We start from the raw sequence: 25666 nt of genomic DNA, 5'->3' as shown, positions 1-25666 counted from the left end.
CCTACATAGGGCGGGACAGCCGGTAGTACGCCTGGTTCCAGCGGATGCGGTCGGCGAAGTCGTACGGCATGGTGCGCTCGTCGATCAGCAGCAGCTCGGTGCGGACCATCTCGGCGAAGTCGCGCAGCGTCTCCGGGCCGACGGCCTGGGTCATCACGGTGTGGTGCGGGCCGCCCGCGGTCAGCCAGCACTCCGCCGACGTGGACAGCGACGGTGCCGGCTTCCACACCGCGCGGGCCACCGGCAGGCTGGGCAGCGGCTCGTCCGGCGGGACCACCTCGATGGTGTTGGCCACGAAGCGGAAGCGGTCGCCGACGTCGGCGAGACCGATCACCACGCCGGGGCCGGGGGCCGCGTCGAAGACCAGGCGGACCGGGTCCTCGCGGCCGCCGATACCGAGCGGGTGGATCTCGCAGCGCGGCCGGGCCGAGGCGATGGTGGGGCAGACCTCGAGCATGTGCGCGCCGAGAATCTTGGGCTCGCCCGGACCGAAGTGGTAGGTGTAGTCCTCCATGAAGGACGTGCCCTTGCCGGTTCCGGCGCCCATCGCCTTGACCGTGGCGAGCAGCGCGGACGTCTTCCAGTCGCCCTCGCCGCCGAAGCCGTAGCCGTCGGCCATCAGCCGCTGCACCGCGAGCCCGGGCAGTTGCCGCAGCCCGCCGAGGTCCTCGAAGTTGGTGGTGAACGCCCCGAATCCGCCGGCCGTCAGGAACTGCCGCAGCCCGGCCTCGATCTGCGCCGCGTACCGCAAGGATTCGTGCTGTTCTCCGTCTTTGCGCAATGAAGGCGACAAATCGTAAGTGTCCGAGTACTCGGCTACCAGCGCGTCGACCTCCGCCGGTGACACGGCGTCAACCAGCGCTACGAGGTCGTTCACGCCGTACGTGTTGACCGAAACACCGAAGCGCAACTCGGCCTCGACCTTGTCGCCCTCGGTGACCGCGACGTCCCGCATGTTGTCGCCGAACCGGGCCAGCCGCAGCGTGCGCAGGTGGCTGAAGCCCTTCGCCGCCCGGATCCACGCGTCGACCCGCCGGGCCACGTTCGGGTCGGCCGCGTGCCCGGCCACCGTCTTGCGCGGTACGCCGAGCCGCGCCTGGATGAACCCGAACTCCCGGTCGCCGTGCGCGGCCTGGTTGAGGTTCATGAAGTCCATGTCGATGGTCGCCCAGGGCAGCGACTGGTTGTGCTGGGTGTGCAGGTGCAGCAGCGGCTTGCGCAGCGTGTCCAGCCCGCTGATCCACATCTTGGCCGGGGAGAACGTGTGCATCCAGGCGATCACCCCGAGCACGTCGGGGTCGGCGTTGGCCTCCAGCATGGTCTGCCGGATCGCGCCCGAGTCGGTCAGCACCGGCCGGCTGACGATCTCGGCGCTCAGGCCGGAGGCGGTCAGCAGCTGCTGGATCTCGGCGGACTGGGCGGCCACCTGGTCGAGGGTTTCCGGGCCGTAGAGGTGCTGGCTGCCGGTCAGGAACCAGATCTGAGAACTCATGCGGCGGGCTCCTGTCCGTAGACGTTCTGGTAGCGGGCGTACAGCGAGTCGATGTCGGCCGGTGCGATCGGCACGGGATCGCCGAGCTGACGGGCGATGTGCACGGTGCGGGCGACGTCCTCGCACATGACGGCGGCCTTGACCGCGTCGCGGGCGGAGCGGCCGATGGTGAAGACGCCGTGGTTGCGCATGAGCACGGCGGGGGAACGGTGGTCACGCAGCGTCTCGACGATGCCGTGACCGATCGAGTCGTCGCCGATCAGCGCGAACGGCCCGACCGGGATCTCACCGCCGAACTCGTCGGCGATCATGGTGAGGACGCAGGGGATCGCCTCACCGCGGGCGGACCAGGCGGTGGCGTACGTCGAGTGGGTGTGCACGACGCCGTCGACGTGCGGCAGGTGCCGGTAGACGTAGGCGTGCGCGGCCGTGTCCGAGGACGGCTTGCGGTCCCCGTCGACGAGGTTGCCGTGCAGGTCGGTGACGACCATGGCGTCCGCGGTTATCTCGTCGTAGGAGACCCCCGACGGCTTGATCACCAGCAGGTCGTGCCCGGGCACCCGGGCCGAGACGTTGCCGGCGGTCCACACCACCAGGTCGTTGCGGGGGAGTTCGGCGTGCAGGTCGGCGACCTGCTGGCGGATTTCCTTGATCAGCACGTCCAGGCTCATGCCGCCCTACCTTCAGGAAAGAGCGAAAGACCAAAAACGCGATCATGACGCTCGCTTCGCTCGGTCATGCCGCCCTACCTTCAGGAAAGAGCAAAAGACCAAAAACGCGATCATGGCGCTCGCTTCGCTCGGTCATGCCGCCCTACCTTCAGGAAAGAGCGAAAGACCAAAAACGCGATCATGACGCTCGCTTCGCTCGGTCATGCCGCGGCCTTCCGCTGGATCGCCCGGAGCTTGCGCATCACGCGGTTCGCGCCCCGGCCGAAGTAGTCGTGCAGCACCGAGTACTCGGCGTACAGCTCGTCGTAGATCGCGACGGCCGCCGGATCGGGCTGGTAGACGGCGCGTTCGACGCGACCCATGGACGCGGCGGCGGTCCGCACGTCGGGGTAGGCGCCGGCCGCCGCGGCCGCGTGGATCGCCGAACCGAGTGCCGGCCCCTGCTCGGAGCCGATCACCGACAGCGGCATGTTCAGCACGTCCGCGTAGATCTGCATGAGCAGACCGTTCTTCAGCAGGCCGCCGGCCGCGATGAACTCCCGCACCGGCACCCCGGCCGCCGCGAACGTTTCAACGATCTTGCGAGTGCCGAAGGCGGTGGCCTCGATCAGCGCCCGGTAGATATCGGCCGGCCGGGTGGCCAGGGTCTCGCCGATCAGCAGGCCGGACAGCTCGACGTCGACCAGCACCGACCGGTTGCCGTTGTGCCAGTCCAGCGCGATCAGCCCGTGCTCGCCGGGCTTCTGCCGCGCGGCCAGGTCGGTGAGCCGTTCGTGGGTCCACTCACCGCCGAGGTTGTCGACGTAGTGGCCGAAGATGTCACCGACGCCGCTCTGCCCGGCCTCGTATCCCCAGAGCCCGGCCACGATGCCGCCGTCGACGACCCCGCACATGCCCGGCACGGAACGCAGCTCGTCGCCGTTCATCACATGGCAGGTCGAGGTGCCCATGATCGCGACCATCTGGCCGGGGTCGAGCGCGACGGCGGCCGCGCTGGTCACGTGCGCGTCGACGTTGCCGACCGCGACCGCGATGCCCTCGGGCAGGCCGGTCCAGGCGGCGGCCTCGGCGGTCAGGGTGCCGGCCGAGGTGCCCAGCTGCCCGATCGGCTGGTCCAGCTTGTCGGCCACGAAGTTCTCGAACGAGGGGTTCAACTCGGCCAGGAACGAAGCCGACGGGTACTGCCCGTCCTGCAGGATCCCCTTGTAACCGGCGGTGCAGGCGTTGCGCACGTAGCTGCCGGTGAGCTGCCAGACGATCCAGTCGGCCGCCTCGACCCAGCGCGCGGTCGCCGCGTACGCCTCGGGGTCCTCTTCCAGAAGTTGGAGGCCCTTGGCGAATTCCCATTCCGAGGAGATCAGCCCGCCGTAGCGGGGGAGCCACGGCTCGCCGCGCTTCGCGGCGAGCTCGTTGATCCGGTCGGCCTGGGCCTGGGCGGCGTGATGTTTCCAGAGCTTCACATACGCGTGCGGGCGGTCCTCCCATTCGGGCAGCTCGCACAGCGGGGTGCCGTCGGCCAGGGTGGGCACCATCGTGCAGGCGGTGAAGTCGGTGCCGACGCCGATGACGTGGGCCGGGTCGATGCCGGCCGCGGCCAGCGCGGCGGGCACCGCGGTCTTCAGGACGTCGACGTAGTCGGACGGCACCTGCAGCGCCCAGTCGTGACCGAGCGGGGTGCCGCCGGGCAGCGCCTCGGTGAGCACGGCGTGCCGGTAGTCGTGCACCGCGGAACCGAGTTCGGCGCCGTCGGCGACGCGCACCACGACCGCGCGGCCGGAGAGCGTGCCGTAGTCGACGCCGACCACGCAGGCCACGGATGGGTCAACGAGCATGAGGGGGTTACCTCCGCGTTGTGAGGACGTTGCGGGGCTGTTCGAGCATTGTTATCGCTAACAAAGCAGGTGTCAACGCCGCTGAGGGCAACCAGTTGTTAGCGATAACACGAAGGGCCGCGCGACGTCAGCGGCGGCGCACCTGCAGCAGCCGCCGGCCGCACTCCATCAGGAGATCCCGCTGGTCAGCGGGCGGAAGGGCGGCCATCTCGGGGTCCTTGAGCGGCGCCGCCATGCCGCCCAGGAAGATCAGCAGGGCGGTGCGGGCGGGCAGGTCGGCCTCGGCGCCGACCGCCGCGACGATCCGGTGGAACCACCGGATCAGGTCGTGGTGCTCCAGCACGAGCCGGCCGACGTAGGGGTCGCCGGCGAAGACCGCGAAGCGCGAGTGGTTGTCGACGATCAGGGCGGTCATGCCGGTCACCAGCTCGTCGAGCCGGGCCTGCCGCCCCCGGTGCGCCTCGGCCCGGGCGATCACCGCGTCGAGCTCCTCGAAGAGCGGCGCCAGCACGCCCAGCACCAGGTCGTCCTTGCTGCGGTAGTGGTAGTAGACCGCGGCCTTGGTGACACCCATGTCGTCGGCGATGGCCTGCAGCGAGGTGCCCTCGACCCCGTCCCGGGCGAACAGGCGCAGCGCCGTCTCGTGCAGCTGCGCGCGGCCGGCGCCGCGCGGGCGCGTGCCCACCCCGTGTGCCATGCCCGTAATGCTATCGACACGGCCTCGTAAAAACTAGCCGGGGGGCAAGTGTGATACTTACCGCTCGGCTAGTTGATTACTAGCCGCATGGCAAGGCTCAGTTCTACGGTGGCGATGCCGAAGAGATACCGACGCGCCGCACTTGGACAGATGCCTGGAGGATTTACGTGGCGACCTTGCTGTACCGGCTCGGCCGGTTCTCGTTCCGCCGCCGCGGTTTGGTGGCCCTGCTCTGGGTGGCCGTGCTCGCCCTGTTCGGGGTCGGTGCGGCAACGCTGTCCGGGCCGACCAGCGACGCGTTCTCGATCCCCGGCACCGAGTCGTCCCGCGCGCTCGACGTGCTGGAGGAGAAGTTCGGCTCCGGCTCCGACGGCACCACCTCCAAGGTCGTCTTCACCGTCGGCGGCGACGCCAAGCTGACCGGCACCACCCAGAAGGCCGCCATCGAGAAGGCCGTCGCCGAGCTGGCGAAGGCCCCGCAGGTCGTGTCGGTGGCCGACCCGTTCACCGCCAAGACGGTCTCCGCCGACGCGCAGACCGCCTACGCCACGGTCAGCTACGCGGTCGACGCCACCGAGGTCACCGACGCCGCCCGGGACGGGCTGTTCGCGGCCGGCCGCAGCGCCGAGAGCGCCGGCATCGAGGTCGACTTCTCCGGCGAGTCGACCGTCGTCGCCGAGAGCAGCCAGTCCACCGAGGGCATCGGCATCATCATCGCCGCGATCGTCCTGGTGATCACGTTCGGTGCCCTGATCGCGGCCGGGCTGCCGCTGCTCACCGCGGTCATCGGCGTCGGCCTGGGCATGGGCGGCATCCAGATCGCGACCGGCTTCTTCGACCTGTCGTCGTCGACCAGCGCGCTGGCCACCATGCTCGGCCTGGCCGTCGGCATCGACTACGCCCTGTTCATCGTCTCCCGCTTCCGGCACGAGCTGGCCCAGGGCCGCGACGGCGAGGAGGCCGCGGGCCGCGCCACCGGCACCGCCGGCTCGGCCGTGGTGTTCGCCGGCCTCACCGTGATCATCGCGCTGGCCGCGCTGTCGGTCACCGGCATCCCGTTCCTGACCGCGATGGGCCTGGCCGCCGCCGGCACGGTGCTGATGGCCGTGATCATCACGCTGACCCTCACGCCCGCGCTGCTCGGTCTCGCCGGCCGCAAGGTGCTGCCGAAGAAGGACCGCACCACGATGCGGCCGCCGACCGGCAAGATGCCGTTCGGCGAGCGCTGGGCCCGGATCATCCTGAAGAACCGGATCCTCGCCCTGGTGCTCACCCTCGGCGCGATCACCGTGGCCGCCCTGCCGGCCCTCGACCTGCAGCTCGCCCTGCCCGACGACAGCACCGCGGCCCCCGACAGCACCCAGCGCAAGGCTTACGACCAGCTCGCCGAGGGTTTCGGGGCCGGGTTCAACGGTCCGCTGATCGTGGTCGTCGAGAACACCACCAAGGCCGCCGCGGCCGACGCCCAGGCGATCATCGGCAAACTCGACGACGTCGTGCTGGTCACCACCCCGGCCATGAACCAGGCCGGCGACACCGCCATGCTGACCGTGATCCCCGGCAGCGGCGGCACCGACGAAGCCACCAAGAACCTGGTCACCGCGATCCGCGGCCTGACCATCGACGGCGCCGACCTGGCCGTCACCGGTACCACCGCGATCAACATCGACGTCACCGACAAGATCACCAAAGCTCTGGTGCCGTACCTGGCGATCGTCGTGGGTCTTGCTTTTATCCTGCTCATGCTGGTCTTCCGCAGCATCCTGGTGCCGCTGAAAGCGACCTTGGGTTTCCTGCTGAGCGTGGCCGCGACCTTCGGTGCCGTGGTGTTCGTCTTCCAGCAGGGACATCTGGCCGGTCTGCTCGGGGTCAGCGCGACCGGCCCGATCATCAGCCTGATGCCGATCTTCCTGATCGGTATCCTGTTCGGCCTGGCCATGGACTACGAGGTTTTCCTGGTCACCCGCACCCGGGAGGAGTTCGTGCACGGCGCGGCCCCGAACGACGCGGTGGTCAGCGGCATGAAACACGGCGCCCGGGTCGTCACCGCCGCCGCCCTGATCATGATGAGCGTGTTCGCCGGCTTCATCCTCGCCGACGACACCATCATCAAGACCCTCGGCTTCGCACTGGCGTTCGGGGTGGCGGTGGACGCCTTCCTGGTCCGCATGACCATCGTGCCGGCCGTGCTGTCGCTGTTCGGCAAGGCCGCCTGGTGGCTGCCGGCCTGGCTCGACCGGATCCTCCCGAACGTCGACGTCGAGGGCGAACAGCTCACCAAGCAACTGGCCGCCGCCGAGACCGACCAGGACCCGAAGGAGAAGGACCTGGTCAGCGTCTGATCACCCGGAAACGGCCCCGTCGCGCGAGCGGCGGGGCCGCTCTTTTTCCGGTACGCGCAGCCCGAAGTCCCGTGGCACTCAGTTCCAGCCAGGCGACCCATCCGCTCCGCGCGCCCGCGCCGGGCGGGCCCGGCCGCCCGCGCCCGCAGTCAGAAGGTGATCGTCCAGCCCTCCCGGCCGGCCTGGTCGGCGGTGTAGCCGACGCCGTCCACCTTCAGGCCGCGCGCGTCGAGCAGGGTGATCGTCCCGCCGCGGTTGCCCAGCTCCATCGGCGCCGTGCCGACCCGGAGAGTGTCACCGGCCGGGAACCGCCCGCCGAGCGGGTGGCGGTTGCCGGCCCGGTCGACCAGAGCCCAGCCGGTCAGGTCGATCTCGTCCGGGCTCGCATTGAGCAGCGTGACCGATTCGGGCTCGGGAGCCGGCCCGGCCGGGTTGGCGAGAGCGCCCACGATGCGTACGAGATGATCGGGTTCGCCGGGCCCCGGCGTCGGGGCCGGCCCGGGTTCCGCGATCACCGGCAACGAGTGGCCGGTGGTGTCGTCGGTGTGGAACGACTGGGACTGGAAGGCGAGGAAGATCGCCACCCAGGTGCCGTCCGGGAAGTGCAGCAGCAGCCCGCCGTCCTGGAAAACCCCGTCATCACCGGCGAATCGCCCACTGTTTCCCTGGTTCATGTGCACGTCATGAACGCCATTGCCCGGCGAGAAATGAAATATCTTGTCCGGGGTGTTCGGTTCCGGACCCCAGGCCTGTCCGAATACAAATGCCCGGGCTTCGGCGTCCCCGAGTGCGCGCCGAGCATAATGATCGAGAAAATCGCCGAGATCGTTCTCCGGCCCGGGCGCGGCCGTTGGCACCGGCCGCATCGCCTCCCGCTGGAAGAGATTGCTCCGGATGTAGTCGAGCGCCGGCCCACCGGCCTGCCCGCCGAGCTCGGTGAACCCGTCCGGCAGCCCGAGGACCTGCGCCAGGACCGGGTGCGCGAAGTTGTCCACGCCCAGATAGAGCAGTTCGGGCGGCCGTTGCTGCGACCGCACGTTGACCGCGGCCCGATAATCCACACCGGCGGCCCGCAAATGTATTTGGTAATGCGGCGTGTCGCTCGTTTCGATCCGCCGATCGATAACCGCCGCACGAAGAACGCCATAACGCTTGATGGGCATGACAGCGAGTCAAGCACCGCCCCCGCCGAAGGTCAGTCAATAGATCTACATTCCACCCGCGCGGCGCACTTTTGACCGACAACACCGCCAAGCGTTTCGAGCACCCGTATAGGTGGTTGCGGCCGCCGACCAGGACCACGGCGTGGTCCTGGTCGGACTGGCCGACCTCTACCGGCGCTGGTGAGACATCAGCTACCGGAGCGGATCGCGGTGCGGATCCACTGGGTGATGTTGTCGGTTCGGGCGCCGTTCTCGATCTCGGTGTGCGGGCAGCTCGGGCCGTTGCTGACCACGGCCACCAGGCGGGGCCACTGCCGTCCGCGCTCCACGAAGTACGGTGCGCCCGAGTCGTACGGACACGGGGTGGTGTCCGGCGCGGGAGCGTACCCGTTCAGGCCGACCTCGGTGTCGCCGAGCTCGACCACCTTCAGCTGGCCGGTGCGCAGATGGGTGACCGGCGTCGGGTTGGTGCTGGTCACCGAGCCGTAACCGGTGACCCGGAGGATCGCGCCGATCTTCGGCGCTTTGTTGCTCAGCGTGATGGGCCGGACGCCGCGCACCGGCTCGGCCAGCTGGGCCACCGCCACGTCGGCCGTGGGCGACTGGCGCACCGCGACGATCGTGGTCTGGATGCCGTGGCTGGTGTCGGTGACGTCGGTGCGGCCCACGTCCGCGGTGGTGATGTCGGCGACCGGGCGTTCCACCCGGACGCCGTTCGCGTCGCGGAAGCAGTGCCCGGCCGTGATGATCCAGCGGGCCGAGATGAGTGCTCCCGAGCACCCGCTGTTGCGTTTGCCGCCGTCGGCGGTGGGGATGCCGGTCATGGTCAGCTTCACCGAGAACGTGTAGTGACCGTCGGGCACCTCCTCGCCGTTGGCGACCGCGTGGGCGGGCGTGGCGGACAGGGATAGTGCGAGGAGGCCGGCAGCAGTGCCGGCAAGGATCTTTCGCAACATGGGCGCCAACGTATCGACGCTGTGCAATAGCCGCATCCTGGCGGGAAAGTCGTGCATGTCGCTCAGAACCGCCACGGTCGAAGGCGTGGGACGCAGCGTCTCCACCGGGTTACCGGGACGTGCCGGCCGCCACGGTGTTCTGAATCGGGGTCGCGGCCACGGTCGCCGGTCCTGCATGATCCTCGCGTTCGCGGTCTGGATCCTGCTGGCCGCGCCGGGCATCCTGTCGAAGGCTCTGGGCCTGCTGCTGCTCGGGGTAGCGATCGTGCTGCGGCCCCGACTCGGGCGGCTCGCGGCGCTCAGCGATGGAACACGCCAGGCGGACCGGTCCACCTCGCCGGAGCTCTTCGCCCTGGTCGAGCGGGTCGCCGCGGCAATCGGGGCGCCGGCGCCGCACGTCGTTCTGCTCGGCTACGAGCTGAACGCGTTCACCACCACCGTGGGTCTGCGCCGCCGCCGGGTTCTGTACCTCGGCGTTCCGCTGTGGGCGACTCTCGATCCGCAGGAGCGGGTCGCGCTGATCGGGCACGAGCTCGGGCACTTCGTGAACGGCGACGTGCGCCGCGGGCCGTTGACCCTGGTCGCCGAGACCACGCTCGCCCAGGTCGCCGGGCTCTTCGCGCCGGCCGGCCCCGGGGTGGGCGGGTTCGTCGAGGCGGTCTCCCGATCGATCGGCTGGGTCATCTCGCGAGCGGCGATGCTGCTCCAGCTGGTTCTGCTGTGGACCAGCCTTGGTGACTCGCAGCGCGCCGAGTACCTCGCCGACGAGCTGGGTGCCCGGGCGGGCGGCACGGCCGCCGCCGTCCGGCTGTCCGATCACCTGCTGCTGCACACCGCGATCGACACGGTGATCCAGCGGGAGGCCCGGGCCGGCCACGGGATGGCGGCCTGGCGGACGGCCTCGGACGCCGCCCGCACCAACCAGGCGCCGAACCTTCCGCTGCTGCGGCAGCTCAGCCGGCACACCGAGGCGTCGCTGTTCGGCTCGCACCCGCCGTCCGGACTGCGTTCCGAGATGCTCGAGAAGCGGCCCGCGCACCCGGCCGCGGTGACGCTGGTGGAGCCGGTCTCGGCCCGCATCGACGCGGAGATGGGCAGTTTCGCCGACCGGGTGCGCCGGGTGGTGGCCGACGGTGGCCTCGCACCGACGCGCCGGCCCGTCGCACGGCTTCGCTCGTCGTCGCCGACCAGGTGACATGGTCACTGACGTGACTATCGACATGACCGGCCTGCCGCCGGGACGGGTGACGCTCTCGGACCGCCGGACGCAGCGGGTGTGGCCGGTGGACATCGCACCGTTCCGGCTCGGCACGGTCCCGGTCACCCAGGCACAGTATTTCGAGATCACCGGGGAGCGGCCGGGCACCGCCCGGGGTGACAACCGGCCCGTCGAGGGGGTGTCCTGGTGGGATGCGGTGCGCTTCTGCAACGCGCTCTCCGCGCGGGAGGGGCTCCGGCCCGCCTACGCCATCGACGCCGAGGACATCGCCTGGGACGACTCGGCGGACGGCTACCGGCTGCCGACGGAGGCCGAATGGGAGTACGCGTGCCGCGCCGGAACCGCGGGCCCGCGCTACGGGCCGCTCGACGATGTCGCCTGGTACCGCGGTAACTCCGAGGAGCGGATCCACGACGTCGGCGGCAAGGCCCCGAACCCGTGGGGCCTGTACGACATGCTCGGCAACACCTGGGACTGGTGCTGGGACGTCTACGACGCCGAGGTCTACGGCACCTACCGGGTGCTGCGCGGCGGCGGCTGGTTCGACGAGCACTGGAGCTGCCGGGCCTCGGTGCGCCGGCGCAGCCACCCGGCACTGCGGCTCGACGACGTCGGGTTCCGGGTCGCCCGTTAACGGACCTCGAGTTCCTGCAGCGAATAGCCGTACTGGCTGACCCGCTTGATGCCGTAGACGCGGACGTAGCGGGCCGGCACCCTGGCCACCGGAACGTCGCGGATGCCGTCGGTTCCGGCGGTGGTCCGGTAGACCGTCGACCAGTGGCTCCCGTCGAGCGAGAGGTCGACGCGGTAGCTGACGGCGTAGGCGTGCTCCCAGGCCAGGCGTACGTCGCTGATCGCCCAGACCGCACCCAGATCGACCTTGATCCACTGCGGGTCGGCGAAGCCGCTGCTCCAGCGGCTCGCCATGTCGCCGTCCACGGCGGCCGAGGCCGGCCAGGGGGCGGACTCGATGCTGGACGCGGTGGCCGTCCGGCCCAGGGCCAGGTTGGCGCCGCCCGGGTTGGCGCGGCCGGTGACCGCGGGCGAGGCCGACGGTGCGGGCTTGCCGGTCGCGGTCGCCGTGGGCGTTGACGGCGGCGGCGCGGACGCCGAGCTCGGCGTGACCGCCGGTGCGCCCGACGGCGACGGCGGCACGGGTGAGTCGGTCACGCCGGTGGCCGGCAGCTGGACGCCGGCCTGCCCGCTGGAGTCGGCCGTGGCGGTGCCGCCGGTGGCGGTGGTCTTCGCCCGGTGCACCACGATGCCGCCCGCGACCGCACCGAGCGCAAGCGCTCCGGCGACCACCGGCACCAGCCACAACCGCCGCCGCCGGCGCGCGGGGGTGAGCGGCGCGCCCGCCGGGCCGGTAGCCGCGGATCCGGTCCCGTTCCGGCCGGATGGCCGCCCCGGGGCCGGCGATCCGGAGTTGCCGAAGCCGCGGCGATCGCGGGAGGACTGGCCCGGTCGCGGCGAGGCGGCGAAGACCGCGCGCAGGGCCGCGGCACGCTCGGTCGCGGCCCGCTCCGATGCGGATGGGCCGGTCTCGCCGGGGGAGGGACGCTGGGCCGGTACGTCAGACGGATCGGGATGGTCCGATGGCGTGCCTGTCACCCACATCTCCCTCGATGGCGGTCGGGTCGGACGGCGGGTAGCTTAGCGATCTTTTATGTGTCGATGTGTTGGGACGTGGGCGGTCGCACTGTCAGTTACCGGACGAAGAGCAGGAACAGGCCCGCCCACGTGCAGGTGATCATGAACAGCACCACCGGGAGTTCGTCGGCCAACGTGGCCAGGGGCGGCCGGCCCGGCGGCGCGTCGGCCAGGGCGAGGTCGTGCGCGGCCAGCACCCCGATGGCGTGACCAGCCAGAATCAGCACCACTTGGAGCACCGAGACGACCCGCGCGTCGGGCACGACGGTCCACGCCGCACCCTCGGCGAGGCCCCACTGCTGCACCAGCAGCAGCACTCCGCGTGGCCCTTCGGTCAGCAATAACGTCAGGTAGTGGGCGAGGGTGTAACCCACCGCGATCGGAATGAGCGAGTTGGTGACGTCCAGTTTGCCGGCCAATCGGCGTACGCCGAGGAAGACCAACCCGCAGACCGCGACCAGACCGGCCGTGCCCAGCCCGGTCGCGTGCCCGTGGCGTTGCACGAACCCGGCCCACGCGGGGGAGCCGGCGGCACTGTCGAAGATGGTCGACCCCCACCACACCGCGAGGAAGGCCGCCCGCCCGGCCCCGGCGGGATGATCCACCGCCAGCCCGGACAGCCAGGGCCGCCAGCGGACTGGGCTGAGCCGCCCGGCCAGATCGGAGTAGACCTCGAAGGCGTCCGCGTGCCCGAACCAGTCCTCCCCGAAGCGGGCCGCCAGCCCGAGCTGCACGACGGCATAGCCCACCAGAACAATGCCGATGACCAGTGGATCGGCCCGCCCCGGCGCCACCAGCTCCAGCCACGCGAACCCGAGCAGCGCCACCGTCGCCGCCCAGGGCGCAGCGAACGAGCGCCCAGCACCGACGCGGCGCGGGGAGGGGATAGAGGTGGCAGAGGGTCCCGCGCGGTCCAGGCGTAGCCACCGGTACAGCGTTCGCAGGGGATTCAGGACCCGCCAGATCGGGCCGAGGGCGACGCTCAGCGGGATCAGCCCGACCCACAGCCATACGTAGAGGGCGTGTGCCGCCGGATTTGAGGTGTTCCGTGGGCCGAACAACGCGTCGGCCGCGATGTAGATCGAGGCCGCCAACGCCACGAACCGGGCGGGAAATCGCCACCACGTCGACCGAGGGTGGCGTTCGGTGGCGGGGGACAGCCGGGACCGGCGCCACAGCAGCGCCGACCCGAGGAAGGAGATGACGACGGTGGCGGCCCCGGCCTGCAGGACCAGGTCGAGGGGGAGCGGCAGGTCGGTGGATTGCCCCACGCCGTGAGCCAGGACGGTCATCGAACCTCGAGCTGCACCAGCAGGGTGTCGGGGTGGGCCTCCACATCGAACAGTCCGGCCCGGTCCGCGGTGAAGGACACGCAGCCGGGGGTGCCGGGTGCGGCGTCGTACTCGAGGTCGTAACCGTGGATGTGCACCTGCAGCACCCTGTCGGCGCTGACCCGGACCTGCACGGTCCCGTTGAGCGGCACCGCGACCCGATGGGGTGCGGGGTCGGCCCGGCCGTCCAGCACGGCGGTGGTCACGGTCAGTGCGCCGGGCGAGGCCGAGCAACCGGCGACGGCGGGTGCGGCCGGCGCTCGACCGCACCCGGCCGGCAGGACCACGACGGCCGCGGCCAAAGCGATAGCCGGAACGGTGCGTCTCATGCGGCGGCCTGGCGGGCGGCGAGCGTGCGCAGCACCGACGCGCCGGCCACCGCGGCGCCCGCGCCGCCGCCCAGGGCGACCACGACGAGGAGGCGTTCCAGCATGCCGGGGCCGGCGAACGGCAGGACCGAGCGGTGGAAGGCCGTCACGTCCGGCAGCACGAACACCGCGGTCAGCGCGGCCCCGGCGCAGACGGCCAGGAGACCGGCCGGCCGGTTCCGCACGACTGCCACGAATCCGCCGACGATCAGCGGCCAGGCGAGCAGGTTGATGCCGGCCGCGTTCACGAACGTGCCGAGCAGCGGGGCGGACGTCACCGCCAGGCTCGACCCGGCCACGTGGGTGACCGACGCGGCCATCGCGGCCGCCCCGATCCCGGCCAGCACCAGGTCGCCGCGCCGCACCCGGCGGCACAGCACCGGCACGGCGACGGCGAGGGCGACCGTGAACGCCCACCAGGGCACGAACGACGGCGGTGGGACGTGATCGAACACGCCGCGCACGGTGACCGGGGTGCCGCCGGCGTCGAGGGTGAGCGACCAGTCCCCGCCGGACCGCCGGCCGACCGGTGAGCTGTGGGTGTCCGCCCAGGTCAGGGTGTCACCGGGGGTGACCACCGGGAGACCCGGGACGGTGACCGGCAGAGCGGTGCCGTTGACCAGCCGTAGTTTGGCGCCGTCCTCGACGGCGGTCACCGACAGGCCCGCGACCGGCGGGGTGACCGATACGACCCGGCTGCGGGCGTCGGTCGCGACCAGGCCGCCCGCGTGCGCGAACGCGGGCGCACCCCAGCCCAGAACGACCCCGCAGGTGAACAGGAGCAGCAGGCCGAACCGGGTCACTGGACCGAGACGGAGGCCGTCGAGGATTCCGCGGGTGCGGGCGTCGACGGCGGGCGAACGTTGCGGGCGACCAGGACGGTGCCGATGCCGATCAGGGCGGTGAAGGTCAGCAGGCCGCTGACCACGTGGACGTTCCAGCCGACGCCGATCTCGATGTCGGCGACCACCAGCAGCGAGCCCCACACCAGCGGCGGTGCGACCAGGCCGAGCACCACCCAGGAGCCGGACGGCGAGAGCGGTAGCACCGGGCCGACCACCCGGGCCACCAGTTCGGTGCCGATCGCGCCGAAGGCCACCGTCAGCGGCATCCACCACGGCTCGCCCTCGAGGAACATCAGGTGCATGGCGATGGCGGGCAGGGCGACGAGCACGCTCGGCACGCCGATCGGCAGCCGCCAGCGGCGGCCGATCAGGATGATCGGCAGGAGCAGCAGCGCGGTGGTGAAGAAGAAGCCGTGCATGATCTGGGCGTCGTGCGAATAGATGCGTACGGGATTCTGGCCGTCCCCGAAGAAGATCGTGCCCAGGATGTTGGCGTGCAGCGAGTAGATGTGCAGCGGCAGCACGGTGAGCAGCGCCGAGATCGTCACGAGCGCGCCGTCGCCGAACGACAGCCGATCGCCGGGCCGCCCGGCCGTCATGAGTGCCGGACCGGCCGCGACCAGCACCATGCCGAGGATGATGAACTCGTGGCTGGGGCTCACGAAGATCTCCAGGCCCTGTTCGATGCCGAAGACGTTGTGCCACAGCGTGTCGATGCCGCCGCCGACGAGCAGGAACGCCATGCCGAGCAGGGGGACGCGCAGCGCGTTGGGCAGCGCGATCACTGTCTGGTAGGTCGGAATGTTCGGCAACCGGGAGCGCAGCAGCCAGACCAGGGTGAGCCCGGAGACGGCGATGCCGGAGTAGAGCACGGCGTGCCAGGGCGTCCAGAAGGTTTCGAGTTCCGGGGTGGTCGCGTGCGCATACGCGTCCAGCTGCAACCCGGTGACCAGCCACGCGCTGGCCACCAGCATGATCCAGCGTTCGCGCGATGAGAAAGGCGCCACGACCCGCTCCTTTGTGGAAGCCCGACAGGGAAAAGCCAGGGACAACCTACATTCCCGCGGGTCAATGATTCGTCAACTGGCCGTTCACCATGCGGCTCGCGTGATCGGCCGGGAAAAGTTCGTGTGATCGGCCGGGAAAGTCAGAACCGGGCGTGGACCGGTCCGCGCTCGCCCTTGGCGGACTGGAAGTAGTCACGCGCCCGGAAACCGGGGAGCGGCCGGACCGCACTGTTGTAGCTCTGCACGGCGGCGTTGAAGGCCTGCTGGGCGTACGCGGCGCGGTCCTCGGTGTTGGTCAGTTCCACCTGCAGCGTCACGAAGTGCTGGTTGTTGCGCAGGTCGGGGTAGGTCTCGGCGACCGCGAGCAGCCGGCCGAGCGCCCGGGTGAGCTCGCCTTCGGCCTCGGCCCGGCGAGCGAGCCCGCCGTTCTGCGCCGCGGCCATCGCGGCGCCACGGGCGGCCATCACCTCGGTGAGGGTCTGCCGCTCGTGGGCGATGTAGCGCTGCACCGTGTCGACGAGGTCGGGGATCAGGTCGTAACGGCGGGTGAGCTGCACGTTGATCTGCGCCCACGTGGTGTCGGCGGAGTTGCGGAGCCGGGCCAGCCGATTGTTGGTGGCCGCCAGCACCGCGACGAGGACGATCAACAGGGCGCATCCGACACCGCCGCCGACGGCGGTGATCGTGCCACCAGTCATGAGAGTTTCCGCCCGTTGAGGGTCCGAAGAGTCGCCACGAAGATAGTGCGCTGGGTGCGCGGAGCGGCACTGTCCGTTCGGGTGGTATTGATCAATATCCGAGTGTGCTCTGCCGGGGGACCAACTGGTGCGCGGCGCGCAGCTCGACGCCGGGGATCGGCTCGGAGGCGGCGATCCGCAGCACGAGGCGGTCCACGGCCAGCTGCGCGATCGCCTTCTTGTCGGGCGAGATGGTGCTGATCGTGGGCTGGCTGTAGCGGCCGTCCTCGATGTCGTCGTAACCGATGACCGCGATGTCCTCAGGCACCCGCAGGCCGCGGCCGAGGGCGGTGTGGATCGCTCCCGAGGCGACCAGGTCGCTGTAGCAGAACACGGCGTCGGGCGGGTCGGCCCGGTCGAGCAGGGCGGCCATCGCGGTGGCACCGTCGATCCGGTTGAACCGCGTGGTCCCGATGATCAGCGACTCGTCGACCGGCAGGCCGGCCGCCTCGTGCGCGGCGCGAAAGCCCCGGGTGCGTAGTTGGGCGGCCTCTCCGGTGGGGTACGGCTGGTCCCCGATCGCCGCGATCCGCCGCCGCCCGATCGCGATGAGGTGGGCGACCGCCTCGGTCGACGCGGCCACGTCGTCGATCCCGACGTGGTCGAAGGTGCCGTCCGAGACGCGCTCACCGAGCACGACCAGCGGCAGGGACGGGTCGCGGGCGGCCAGGTCCTCCTGGGCCAGGCCGAGCGGACTGATGATCATGCCGTCGAACAGGTGCCGCCGGGAGCCGCGCCCGATCAGTTCGCCCTCGTGCTGCCGGTCGCCGTCGGTCTGGTCGATCAGCACGTTGTAACCGAGTTTGCGGGCCGCCGGGATGATCGCCTGCAGCAGCTCGGCGAAGTACGGGGTGTCCAGATAGGGCACCACCACGACGATCTGCCCAGACCGTCCGGTGGCCAGGTTGCGGGCTAGAACGTTGGGCCGGTAGCCGAGTTCGGCGATGGCCGCCTCGACCTTGGCCCGGGTGCTGTCGGTGACCTTGGCGTAGCCGTTGACCACATTGGAGACCGTGCGCGGGGAGACGCCGGCCAGGTCCGCCACGTCACGCAGCGTAGTTTCTCGCAAGGGGTGCCTCCCCGTTGAAGCGGACAGAAGAGCCCGAGGTAACGAAAGTATTTCCGCGACGTTGCCTCTTGCCAGACCTTAACGGCCGAGGCATAGTCCTTTGCAGCGCTGCAATCGGAACTTACATCACACATCACCGGCGAGTGGTGAGCTCCCCCCACCCTCGGCATCCACTCAGATAGTGCACCCCACCCCGAGCTTGGACATCACGCCCGGTAATCAACCGTGCCCTTTGTCTGCTCCGGTGCGATCTCAGGAGGCCAGGAATGCGCCTAACGAAAACTCTCTCCGTCGTGGCCCCCGTTGTTCTCGCCCTCGGACTCGCCGCCTGCAGTGGTGGCGGCGACGACGGCGGCAGCGGTGGTACGGCGGCCAAGCCCACCAACTGCACCAACAAGATCGTAAAAGAGGACGCGCCGCGCGTTCTGGTCTGGGCCTGGTACCCGAACATGGCCAAGGTCGTCGACAACTTCAACAACCAGCACACCGACGTCCAGGTCTGCTGGACCAACGCTGGCCAGGGTCAGGACGAGTACTCGAAGTTCCAGACCGCGGTCTCGGCGAAGAAGGGCGCGCCGGACGTCGTCATGCTCGAGGCCGACCAGCTGGTCGGCTTCGAGATCCAGGACGCGCTGGTCGACCTGTCGCCGTACGGCGCGAACGATGTCAAGAAGAACTTCAGCGAGGGTGCCTGGAAGGACGTCTCGCAGGGGGACAAGGTCTACGCGGCGCCGATCGACGGCGGGCCGATGGCCCTGATCTACCGCACCGACGTCTTCGCCAAGTACGGCATCACCAAGCCCCCGACGACCTGGGCCGAGTACGCCGAGGACGCCGCCAAGGTCAAGGCGGCCGGCGGCCCGCCGTTCGGCGACTTCGCCAGCAATGTGCCGGCGGTGACGACCGCTTTGATGATCCAGAAGGGCGCGACGCCGTTCCAGTACGACCTCGCCGACAAGCAGAACATCGGCATCAAGGTGGACGACCAGGCCACCAAGGACGTGCTGAACTACTGGGCCGACCTGTCGACCAAGAAGCTGATCGGCAAGGAGGACCAGTTCACCACCGACTACGTGGCGGGCATGGTCGGCGGTAAGTACGCCACCTACGTCTCGGCCGCCTGGGCGCCCGGTTACCTGACCGGCGCCGGTGTCGGCAACGGCTCCTCCAAGGGCAAGTTCGCGGTGGCGCCGCTGCCGCAGTGGGACCCGGCCAGCCCGGTCTCGGTCAACTGGGGTGGTTCCGCGTTCGCGGTGACCAGCCAGGCGTCCGACAAGGCGGCCGCGGCCAAGGTCGCGCTCGGCCTGTACGCCGACGAGGCGTCACTGACCGACGGCTGGAAGACCCAGACGATCTTCCCGCTCAACCAGAGCGTGCTGAAGTCGGACGAGTTCATCAACGCGAAGGTCGACTTCTTCAGCGGTCAGACGGCGAACAAGGACATCTACATCCCGGCCGAGAACGCCTACAAGGGCGCCGTCTACAGCCCCTTCACCGTCTACTACTACGCCCAGCTGCAGGCTCAGATCGTGAAGCTCAACGCCGGCCAGACGACCGGCGACAAGGCGGCTACCGACCTGCAGAACGCGCTGGTCACGTACGCCAAGAGCCAGGGTTTCACCGTCAAGTAGTTCGCTCGAGCCGGGCGGCCCCGGGCCGCCCGGCTCCGCGGTAGGGAGCGTCATGGTCAGCACCACACCGCCGACCGCGCTGAGCGCCGGCGCCGTCGTCCCCGACACCCCGGCGGCACCCGGCGGCCGGCGCGGGTCGGCGCGGCGCCACTGGGTCGGCTGGTTCTTCATTCTTCCGTTCCTCGTCGTGTTCCTCGCCTTCCTGGTGGCGCCGCTGGCCTATGCGGGCTACCTGAGCCTCTACACCAAGGGCCTGGCCACCGGCACCACGTTCGCCGGCATCGACAACTACAAGCGCGCGTTCACCGACCCGTCGTTCCTGCACGGGCTGTGGTTCGTCCTGAAGTTCAGCCTCGTGGTGATCCCGCTCCAGGTGTTCGTGGCGCTGGCCGCGGCACTGCTGCTGGACGAGATCGTCGGCCGGCTGGCCCGGTTCGCCCGGTTGATCATCTTCCTCCCGTACGCGATCCCGGTCGTTCTCGGCTCTTTGATGTGGGGTTTCCTGTACAGCCCCAGCTTCGGGCCGATCGAGCAGATCTCCACGCTGTTCAACGTGCAGGCGCCGTTCCTGCTCAGCCAGGGCAACATCTTCTACGGGCTGCTGAACGTGGTCACCTGGCAGTGGGCCGGCTACTACATGATCATCATTTACGCGGCGCTGCAGGGCATCGACACCTCGATCTACGAGGCGGCCCGGACCGACGGCGCCACCGCCCGGCAGATCGCGTTCCGCATCAAGATCCCGATGATCACCCCGGCGCTCGCGCTCATCCTGGTCTTCGCGCTGATCGGCACCCTGCAGTTCTTCGTCGAGCCGAAGGTCCTCGGCCCGATCGCGAACGGCACCGTCACCCCCGACTTCACGCCGAACATCTACGCGGTCACCCTGGCCCTGCAGTACGCGCAGTTCAACTACGCGTCGGCCATCTCGTTCTCGCTCGGTTTCGTGGTGTTCCTGGCCGTGGCGATCTTCATGTTCGTTACTCGCAAGCGAGGGAGCCTCTTCACATGAGTGACGCGCTGAAAAGCAGAGAACGGCGCACGCCCCGGCACATCTGGGGAAAATTGCTGCTGCTGGCCCTGATCTGCTACTTCCTGGTGCCGGTCTGGTGGCTCCTGGTGGCGAGCACCAAGAATGCCGAGGGCCTGTTCGCCGGCAGCGGCGCGCTCTGGTTCCGGGGCGGCTTCCACTTCTTCGACAACCTGCACGACCTCTTCGCGTACAACAACGGCGAGTTCCTGACCTGGCTCGGCAACTCGGTGCTGTACGCGCTCACCGGCGGCATCGGATGTACGGTCATCTCGGTGCTGGCCGGTTACGGGTTCGCGAAGTTCAACTTCCGCGGCCGCAACCTGGTCTTCGCCGCGGTGCTCGGGTCGGTCGTGGTGCCGCTCACCTCGCTGGTCATCCCGACCTTCGTGCTGATGACCAACATCGGGCTGATCGACACGATCTGGGCGGTCATCCTGCCGTCGCTGCTCAGCCCGTTCGCGGTCTACCTGATGCGGGTGTACGCCGCCGCGTCCATCCCGGACGAACTGCTGGACGCGGCCCGCATCGACGGCGCCGGCGAACTGCGCACCTTCTTCCGGGTGGCGCTGCCGCTCATGCGTCCCGGCGTGATCACCGTGCTGCTGCTCTCGGTCGTCTCGACCTGGAACAACTTCTTCCTCCCGCTGGTCATGCTCTCCACCTCGAAGCTCTATCCCCTCACCGTCGGCATCACCCTGTGGACCACCCTGGCCAGCTCCAACAACGGCGGCGGCCAGTCGCTGTGGAACCTGATCATCGTGGGCTCGCTGGTGTCCATCGTGCCGCTCGTCATCGCCTTCCTCACCCTCCAGAAGTACTGGCGGGGCGGGCTGGCGGTCGGCAGCCTCAAGTAGGAGATTTCGTTGCCCAACGCGTCCTTCCACCTCGACCCGGCCTTCACCATCGCGCCGGTCTCCCGCCGCACCTTCGGCTCGTTCGTCGAGCACATGGGCCGCTGCGTCTACACCGGCATCTACGAGCCCACGCACGCCACCGCCGACGCGGACGGCTTCCGGCAGGACGTGCTCGCGCTGACCCGCGAGCTGGGGGTGTCGACGGTGCGCTACCCCGGCGGCAACTTCGTCTCCGGTTACCGCTGGGAGGACGGCATCGGGCCGGTCACCGACCGGCCGGTCCGGCGCGACCTCGCCTGGCACAGCCTGGAGACCAACGAGGTCGGCATCGACGAATTCATGCGCTGGGCGGGCAAGGCCGGCGTCGAGGTGATGTACGCGCTCAACCTGGGCACCCGCGGCGTCGCCGAGGCCCTCGACGTCCAGGAGTACCTGAACCACCCCGACCGCACCCGCCTGGCCGAGCTGCGCCGCACCAACGGCGCGGACAAGCCTTACGGGATCTCGATGTTCTGCCTCGGCAACGAGCTCGACGGCCCTTGGCAGACCGGACACAAGACCGCTTACGAGTACGGGCGCCTGGCGGCCGAAACCGCGCGGGCCATGCGGGCCGCCGAGCCCGACCTGGAGCTCGTCGCCTGCGGCAGTTCCAGTTCGTCGATGCCGACGTTCGCCGCCTGGGAGTCGGAGGTTCTGGAGCTCACCTACGACCAGGTCGACTACATCTCGGCGCACGCCTACTACGAGCCGATCGACGGTGACATCGGCAGCTTCCTGGCGTCGGCCGTGGACATGGACCACTTCGTGAACAGCGTGGTCGCGACCGCGGACAGCGTCGGCGCCAAGCTGAAGAGCAAGAAGCGCCTGAAGATCTCGTTCGACGAGTGGAACGTCTGGTACCTGACCCGCTTCCAGGCCACCCGGGAGACCGAGTGGCAGGTCGCCCCGCCGGTGATCGAGGACAGCTACAACGTGACCGACGCGGTGGTGGTCGGCAGCCTGCTGATCTCCCTGCTCCGGCACAGCGACCGGGTCACCGCGGCCTGCCAGGCCCAGCTGGTCAACGTGATCGCCCCGATCCGCACCGAGCCGGGCGGCCCGGCCTGGCGGCAGACCATCTTCCATCCCTTCGCCATCACCTCCCGCCTGGCCAAGGGCTCGGTGCTGCGGGTGGAACCGGACTCGCCGAGCTACCCCACCGCCCGCTACGGCGACGTCCCGGTGGTCGACGCGGTCGCCACCCACGACCCGGAGTCCGGCGACGTCACGGTCTTCGTGGTGAACCGCTCGCAGGATTCGGCCACCACCCTGGCCGTGTCGCTGGCCGGGTTCGGGGGAGCGCTGCGGGTCGCCGAGTCGTGGACCGTCCACGACGACGACCCGGACGCCACCAACACGGCCGCCGACCCGGACCGGGTGACCCCCCGCCCGGTGCCGGCCGAGGTGACCGGCGGCGAGCTGCGGGTCTCGCTGGCCCCGGTCTCCTGGACCGCGATCCGGCTCACGCCCGCCGAGTAATCGTCGTATTCTGGCCGACTTCCCTTTTCCGGATTCTTCCGCGGAGGTGTGAGTTGACCGAATATCCACGCGAAGTTCGGGAGCGCTCGGTGGGCACTCCCGAACAGCACGCGAGCGGCCTGGTGGGCGAGCGGCCGGCGCGGTGGGACCACATCGTCATCGAGGACTACGACCCGTCCTGGGTCACCCGATTCGACGATGCCGCCGCGCCGATCCGCTCGGCCCTGGGCTCGCAGATCATCGCCCTCGAGCACGTGGGCTCCACGTCGGTGCCCGGCCTGCCCGCGAAGCCGATCATCGACATCGACCTGACGATCGCCGACACCGAGAACGAGGCGGCCTACCTGCCACCGCTGGCGACGCTCGGTTACCGGCTGATCCTGCGCGAGCCCTGGTGGCACGGCCACCGCATGCTGATCCCACCCGACGCGGACGTCAACCTGCACGTCTGGCCGCCCGACTCACCCGAGCTGCTCCGCCACCGCCTGTTCCGCGACTGGCTGCGCACCCACCCCGACGACCGCGCCCACTACGCCGAGACGAAGCACCGCGTGGCCCGGGCGACCGCCGCCGACCCGGCCACCTACAACATGGGCAAGAACGAAGTCATCGACGACATCTTCACCCGCATCTTCGCGACGCCCGCCTAGGTCGCGCGCAGGCCGTCGAGGACCACGGCGAGGATGCGGTGCCGGCCGGCGGCGTCCCCGGCGTACTCCATGGCCTTGGACGTGCCCGCCAGCAGGCCGATCAGCTCGGGCACCTCGAGGTCGCGGCGCACCGTGCCGGCCTGCTGCGCCTTGTGCAGCAGCGTGCCGAGGGCCTCGCGCAGTGCCCGCTGCGGGGCGCCGGAGAGTTCGTGCACGTCCACGCCGGCCGAGGCGAGCATGCCGGCGAGGGCGTTCTTCACCTCGCTCTGCTCGACCGCCTGGCGCAGGAACGCCGGCAGCGCCGTGGCCGGGTCGCCCTCGGTGGCCAGCCGGGTGGCGTCGGCGGCCAGGCGCTCGAGACGGGCCTCGAAGACGCCGCGGATCAGCTCCTCCTTGGTCGGGAAGTGGCGGAACAGGGTGCCGATGCCGACCCCGGCGGCCTTCGCGATCTCCTCGGTGGACACCGTGGTGCCGTGCTCGACCAGCACCTGCTCGGCCGTGTCGAGGATGCGGGCCCGGTTGCGGACGGCGTCGGCACGCGGTGGCGTCATGACCTTCCCTGCGGGGGTAGTAAACGGAGTCGCTGCTCCGTATAGTCGATAAGCGGAGTGATGACTTCTATTTTGCCATGGGGGTTCGTTGTGACGCCACGAGAGGTCTTCGAGAAGCTCAACGCGACGATCGGCAGCGGCGACTGGTCCGAGTTGCACCTCCTCTACGCCGAGGACGCGGAGGTCGAGATCCCGTTCCAGCCGAACCGGATCCATGGGCGTGCGCAGATCCGGGAGCACTTCGCGCAGCACGCCGGGCGAATCGTTCTGGAACCTCGCGACGTGCGGATCTACGACACGGACGACCCGGAGGTGGTCATCGCGGAGTGGAAGTATGAGGTCGGCGGCCGGCTGTTGCAGAACATCCAGGTGCTGCGGGTGCGCGACGGGCTGATCGTCGCGACGCGGGATTACCACGACCACCGGCAGCTCGCCGAAATCCTCCGGGGCTGAATGTCGAGAACGGCCGGGCCCGGTTCGTATGGGTGGTGACGGAAGGGAGCGCACCATGCGCCAGTACCTGCTCAGCATCTACCAGCCCGACGGGCCGCCGCCTCCGCCCGAGGTCCTCGAGCCGATCATGGCCGGGCTCGGGAAGCTCAACGAGGAGATGAAGGCGGCCGGAGCGTGGGTCTTCGCGGCCGGCCTGCACCCGCCGGAGAGCGCCACCGTGATCCGCGACCGCGACGGCGAGCCGACGCTCACCGACGGGCCGTTCACCGAGGGCAAGGAACACCTCGGCGGCTTCACCATCATCGCGGCCGACGATCTCGACGGTGCCCTGGAATGGGGTTCGCGGATGGCGAAGGTGCTCGCACCCCTGGCGATCGAGGTCCGTCCGATCCAGTGACCGACATCGAGCGGATCTTCCGCGCCGAGTACGGCCGGGCCGTCGCCGTGCTGGTCCGGTACTTCGGCGACATCGGGCTCGCCGAGGAAGCGGTGCAGGACGCGTTCGTCACCGCCGTGCGGCGCTGGCCGGAGCTGGGCATCCCGCCCAGCCCGGCCGGCTGGATCATCACGACCGCCCGGAACCGGGCGATCGACCACCTGCGCCGCGAATCGGAGCGGCCCGTGCGGGAGGCGAGCGCGACGGTGGACACCGCGGTGACCGAGGAGCCGGACGACATGCTTCGGCTGATCTTCACGTGCTGTCATCCGGCGCTGGCGCCCGCGTACCGGGTGGCGCTCACCCTGCGGCTGCTCGGCGGGCTCGGCACCGGCGAGATCGCCCGGGCGTTCCTGGTGCCCGAGGCGACCATGGCGCAGCGCATCTCCCGGGCGAAAGCCAAGATCCGGGACGCCGGCATTCCCTATCGGGTGCCCCGGGACGCGGACCTGCCGGCCCGGCTCGGCGCCGTCCTCGCGGTGCTCTATCTGATCTTCAACGAGGGGTACGCCCCGAGCGGTGGAGCGCTGGTCACCCGTACCGAAATGACGGCGGAAGCGATCCGCCTGGCCCGCCTCCTCGTGGTTCTGATGCCGGACGAGCCGGAGGCTCGCGGCCTGCTCGCGCTGATGCTGCTCATCGAGTCGCGGCGGTCCGCCCGGGTCAGCGCCGGCGGCGATCCGGTGCCGCTGGCCGAGCAGGACCGCGGGCGGTGGGACCGGGAGCTGATCGCCGAGGGGCAGGCGCTGGTGCGCGGCTGCCTGCGCCGCGGGCAACCGGGCCCCTACCAGATCCAGGCCGCGATCAACGCCGTGCACGCCGACGGGGTGACCGACTGGCGGCAGGTGCTCGCCCTCTACGACCAGCTTCTCGCGTTCACGCCCACCTCGGTGGTGGCCCTGCACCGGGCGGTCGCGGTCGCCGAGGTGGCCGGGCCCGGACCGGCGTTGCGGATCGTCGACGGGCTGATTTCTATAGCCGGGCATCACGTGTGGCATGTCGTGCGCGCCGAACTTCTGCATCGGCTCGGCCGGCGGGTCGAGGCGGCCGCCGAGTTCCGCCGCGCCGCCGAACTGACCGCGAACGCGGCCGAGCGACGCTTCCTGCTCGGCCGCGCCGACGCCGATGAGTGACGCGGCCGTGGACGTGCGGTGGCGGCCA

At 70.1% G+C, this 25666-nt stretch carries 25 protein-coding genes; 11 read left to right on the top strand and 14 right to left on the bottom strand.

Translation table 11 applies throughout. The annotated features are described in order from the left end of the window. Position 1: 1 nt before the first annotated feature. From araA to Ato02nite_RS26080, 4 genes are all read right to left on the bottom strand, one after another. On the bottom strand, positions 2–1492 hold the full coding sequence (gene araA, locus Ato02nite_RS26095; RefSeq protein WP_213009258.1) for an L-arabinose isomerase: 1491 nt from the start codon (positions 1490–1492) through the stop codon (positions 2–4). Continuing rightward, entirely contained in the window at positions 1489–2163 is a 675-nt protein-coding gene (locus Ato02nite_RS26090; protein ID WP_213009257.1) for an L-ribulose-5-phosphate 4-epimerase, read from the bottom strand. The genes araA and Ato02nite_RS26090 overlap by 4 nt, the downstream gene beginning before the upstream one ends. A 200-nt stretch (positions 2164–2363) precedes the next feature. After that, positions 2364–3995 carry a ribulokinase gene (araB, locus tag Ato02nite_RS26085; protein ID WP_213009256.1) on the bottom strand — a complete coding sequence of 544 codons (1632 nt, stop codon included), beginning with the start codon at positions 3993–3995 and terminating at the stop codon, positions 2364–2366. 127 nt (positions 3996–4122) lie between these two features. Then, positions 4123–4692: a TetR/AcrR family transcriptional regulator gene (locus tag Ato02nite_RS26080; protein WP_213009255.1), complete on the bottom strand. Its 570-nt coding sequence runs from the start codon at positions 4690–4692 to the stop codon at positions 4123–4125. A 167-nt stretch (positions 4693–4859) separates the two neighbouring features. Between Ato02nite_RS26080 and Ato02nite_RS26075 the strand changes: the two genes are divergently transcribed. Then, positions 4860–7034, top strand: a complete 2175-nt coding sequence (locus Ato02nite_RS26075; RefSeq protein ID WP_213009254.1) for an MMPL family transporter — start codon at positions 4860–4862, stop codon at positions 7032–7034. A gap of 149 nt (positions 7035–7183) precedes the next feature. Here the strand turns inward: Ato02nite_RS26075 and Ato02nite_RS26070 are convergent, their stop codons facing one another. Together Ato02nite_RS26070 and Ato02nite_RS26065 are read right to left on the bottom strand one after the other, a co-directional pair. Beyond that, positions 7184–8197, bottom strand: coding sequence for a DUF2278 family protein (locus tag Ato02nite_RS26070; RefSeq protein ID WP_213009253.1), 1014 nt, complete (start codon positions 8195–8197; stop codon positions 7184–7186). 188 nt (positions 8198–8385) lie between these two features. Beyond that, positions 8386–9153, bottom strand: coding sequence for a S1 family peptidase (locus Ato02nite_RS26065; RefSeq protein ID WP_213009252.1), 768 nt, complete (start codon positions 9151–9153; stop codon positions 8386–8388). A gap of 175 nt (positions 9154–9328) precedes the next feature. Here Ato02nite_RS26065 and Ato02nite_RS26060 point away from each other — a divergent pair, with 175 nt between their 5' ends. Together Ato02nite_RS26060 and Ato02nite_RS26055 are read left to right on the top strand one after the other, a co-directional pair. Further along, the gene (locus tag Ato02nite_RS26060; RefSeq protein ID WP_213009251.1) at positions 9329–10348 is read left to right on the top strand and encodes a M48 family metalloprotease; all 1020 of its coding nucleotides are present in this window, start codon (positions 9329–9331) and stop codon (positions 10346–10348) included. Between the two features lies 1 nt (position 10349). After that, on the top strand, positions 10350–11006 hold the full coding sequence (locus Ato02nite_RS26055) for a formylglycine-generating enzyme family protein (RefSeq protein ID WP_438873073.1): 657 nt from the start codon (positions 10350–10352) through the stop codon (positions 11004–11006). Here Ato02nite_RS26055 and Ato02nite_RS26050 read toward each other — a convergent pair. From Ato02nite_RS26050 to Ato02nite_RS26020, 7 genes are all read right to left on the bottom strand, one after another. Beyond that, on the bottom strand, positions 11003–11983 hold the full coding sequence (locus Ato02nite_RS26050) for a discoidin domain-containing protein (protein ID WP_213009250.1): 981 nt from the start codon (positions 11981–11983) through the stop codon (positions 11003–11005). The genes Ato02nite_RS26055 and Ato02nite_RS26050 overlap by 4 nt on opposite strands. A gap of 95 nt (positions 11984–12078) precedes the next feature. Then, positions 12079–13314 carry a hypothetical protein gene (locus tag Ato02nite_RS26045; RefSeq protein WP_213009249.1) on the bottom strand — a complete coding sequence of 412 codons (1236 nt, stop codon included), beginning with the start codon at positions 13312–13314 and terminating at the stop codon, positions 12079–12081. Beyond that, a complete protein-coding gene (locus tag Ato02nite_RS26040) occupies positions 13311–13682 on the bottom strand; it encodes a cupredoxin domain-containing protein (protein ID WP_213009248.1) in 372 nt (123 codons plus the stop codon). Before Ato02nite_RS26040 ends, Ato02nite_RS26045 begins: the two co-directional genes overlap by 4 nt. Continuing rightward, positions 13679–14524 (bottom strand): hypothetical protein, encoded by an 846-nt coding sequence (locus tag Ato02nite_RS26035; RefSeq protein ID WP_213009247.1) that lies wholly within the window; start codon positions 14522–14524, stop codon positions 13679–13681. The genes Ato02nite_RS26040 and Ato02nite_RS26035 overlap by 4 nt, the downstream gene beginning before the upstream one ends. Continuing rightward, complete coding sequence (locus tag Ato02nite_RS26030; protein ID WP_246607423.1) at positions 14521–15573, bottom strand: hypothetical protein; 1053 nt, start codon at positions 15571–15573, stop codon at positions 14521–14523. Before Ato02nite_RS26030 ends, Ato02nite_RS26035 begins: the two co-directional genes overlap by 4 nt. 140 nt (positions 15574–15713) lie before the next feature. After that, positions 15714–16271: a LemA family protein gene (locus tag Ato02nite_RS26025; RefSeq protein ID WP_213009245.1), complete on the bottom strand. Its 558-nt coding sequence runs from the start codon at positions 16269–16271 to the stop codon at positions 15714–15716. A 91-nt stretch (positions 16272–16362) separates the two neighbouring features. Further along, positions 16363–17355 (bottom strand): LacI family DNA-binding transcriptional regulator, encoded by a 993-nt coding sequence (locus tag Ato02nite_RS26020; protein ID WP_213009244.1) that lies wholly within the window; start codon positions 17353–17355, stop codon positions 16363–16365. A 317-nt stretch (positions 17356–17672) separates the two neighbouring features. Here Ato02nite_RS26020 and Ato02nite_RS26015 point away from each other — a divergent pair, with 317 nt between their 5' ends. The 5 genes from Ato02nite_RS26015 to Ato02nite_RS25995 all read left to right on the top strand — a co-directional run bounded on the left by Ato02nite_RS26015 (position 17673) and on the right by Ato02nite_RS25995 (position 23065). Then, positions 17673–19010 carry an extracellular solute-binding protein gene (locus Ato02nite_RS26015; protein ID WP_213009243.1) on the top strand — a complete coding sequence of 446 codons (1338 nt, stop codon included), beginning with the start codon at positions 17673–17675 and terminating at the stop codon, positions 19008–19010. A 52-nt stretch (positions 19011–19062) separates the two neighbouring features. Further along, on the top strand, positions 19063–20022 hold the full coding sequence (locus tag Ato02nite_RS26010) for a carbohydrate ABC transporter permease (protein WP_213009242.1): 960 nt from the start codon (positions 19063–19065) through the stop codon (positions 20020–20022). Next, the gene (locus Ato02nite_RS26005) at positions 20019–20897 is read left to right on the top strand and encodes a carbohydrate ABC transporter permease (protein WP_213009241.1); all 879 of its coding nucleotides are present in this window, start codon (positions 20019–20021) and stop codon (positions 20895–20897) included. Before Ato02nite_RS26010 ends, Ato02nite_RS26005 begins: the two co-directional genes overlap by 4 nt. 9 nt (positions 20898–20906) lie before the next feature. Then, entirely contained in the window at positions 20907–22415 is a 1509-nt protein-coding gene (arfA, locus tag Ato02nite_RS26000) for an arabinosylfuranosidase ArfA (protein WP_213009240.1), read from the top strand. Positions 22416–22504: 89 nt separating this feature from the next. Beyond that, positions 22505–23065 carry a GrpB family protein gene (locus tag Ato02nite_RS25995; RefSeq protein ID WP_213009239.1) on the top strand — a complete coding sequence of 187 codons (561 nt, stop codon included), beginning with the start codon at positions 22505–22507 and terminating at the stop codon, positions 23063–23065. Here Ato02nite_RS25995 and Ato02nite_RS25990 read toward each other — a convergent pair. After that, positions 23062–23616 (bottom strand): TetR/AcrR family transcriptional regulator, encoded by a 555-nt coding sequence (locus Ato02nite_RS25990; protein ID WP_213009238.1) that lies wholly within the window; start codon positions 23614–23616, stop codon positions 23062–23064. The two genes, Ato02nite_RS25995 and Ato02nite_RS25990, sit on opposite strands and share 4 nt — an antisense overlap. 90 nt (positions 23617–23706) lie before the next feature. On the opposite strand from Ato02nite_RS25990, the gene Ato02nite_RS25985 reads away from it, so the two are divergent. Genes Ato02nite_RS25985 through Ato02nite_RS25975 form a run of 3 tightly spaced genes read left to right on the top strand, consistent with a single transcriptional unit; the run spans position 23707 to position 25638 of the window. After that, positions 23707–24069 (top strand): nuclear transport factor 2 family protein, encoded by a 363-nt coding sequence (locus tag Ato02nite_RS25985; RefSeq protein WP_213009237.1) that lies wholly within the window; start codon positions 23707–23709, stop codon positions 24067–24069. Positions 24070–24124: 55 nt separating this feature from the next. Further along, the gene (locus Ato02nite_RS25980; RefSeq protein ID WP_213009236.1) at positions 24125–24466 is read left to right on the top strand and encodes a YciI family protein; all 342 of its coding nucleotides are present in this window, start codon (positions 24125–24127) and stop codon (positions 24464–24466) included. Beyond that, entirely contained in the window at positions 24463–25638 is a 1176-nt protein-coding gene (locus tag Ato02nite_RS25975; RefSeq protein WP_246607422.1) for an RNA polymerase sigma factor, read from the top strand. Before Ato02nite_RS25980 ends, Ato02nite_RS25975 begins: the two co-directional genes overlap by 4 nt. The last annotated feature ends 28 nt before the right edge of the window (positions 25639–25666 follow it).

Source organism: Paractinoplanes toevensis (assembly GCF_018332695.1).
Classification (GTDB): domain Bacteria; phylum Actinomycetota; class Actinomycetes; order Mycobacteriales; family Micromonosporaceae; genus Actinoplanes; species Actinoplanes toevensis.
This window is presented reverse-complemented; position numbering and strand designations above follow the sequence as displayed.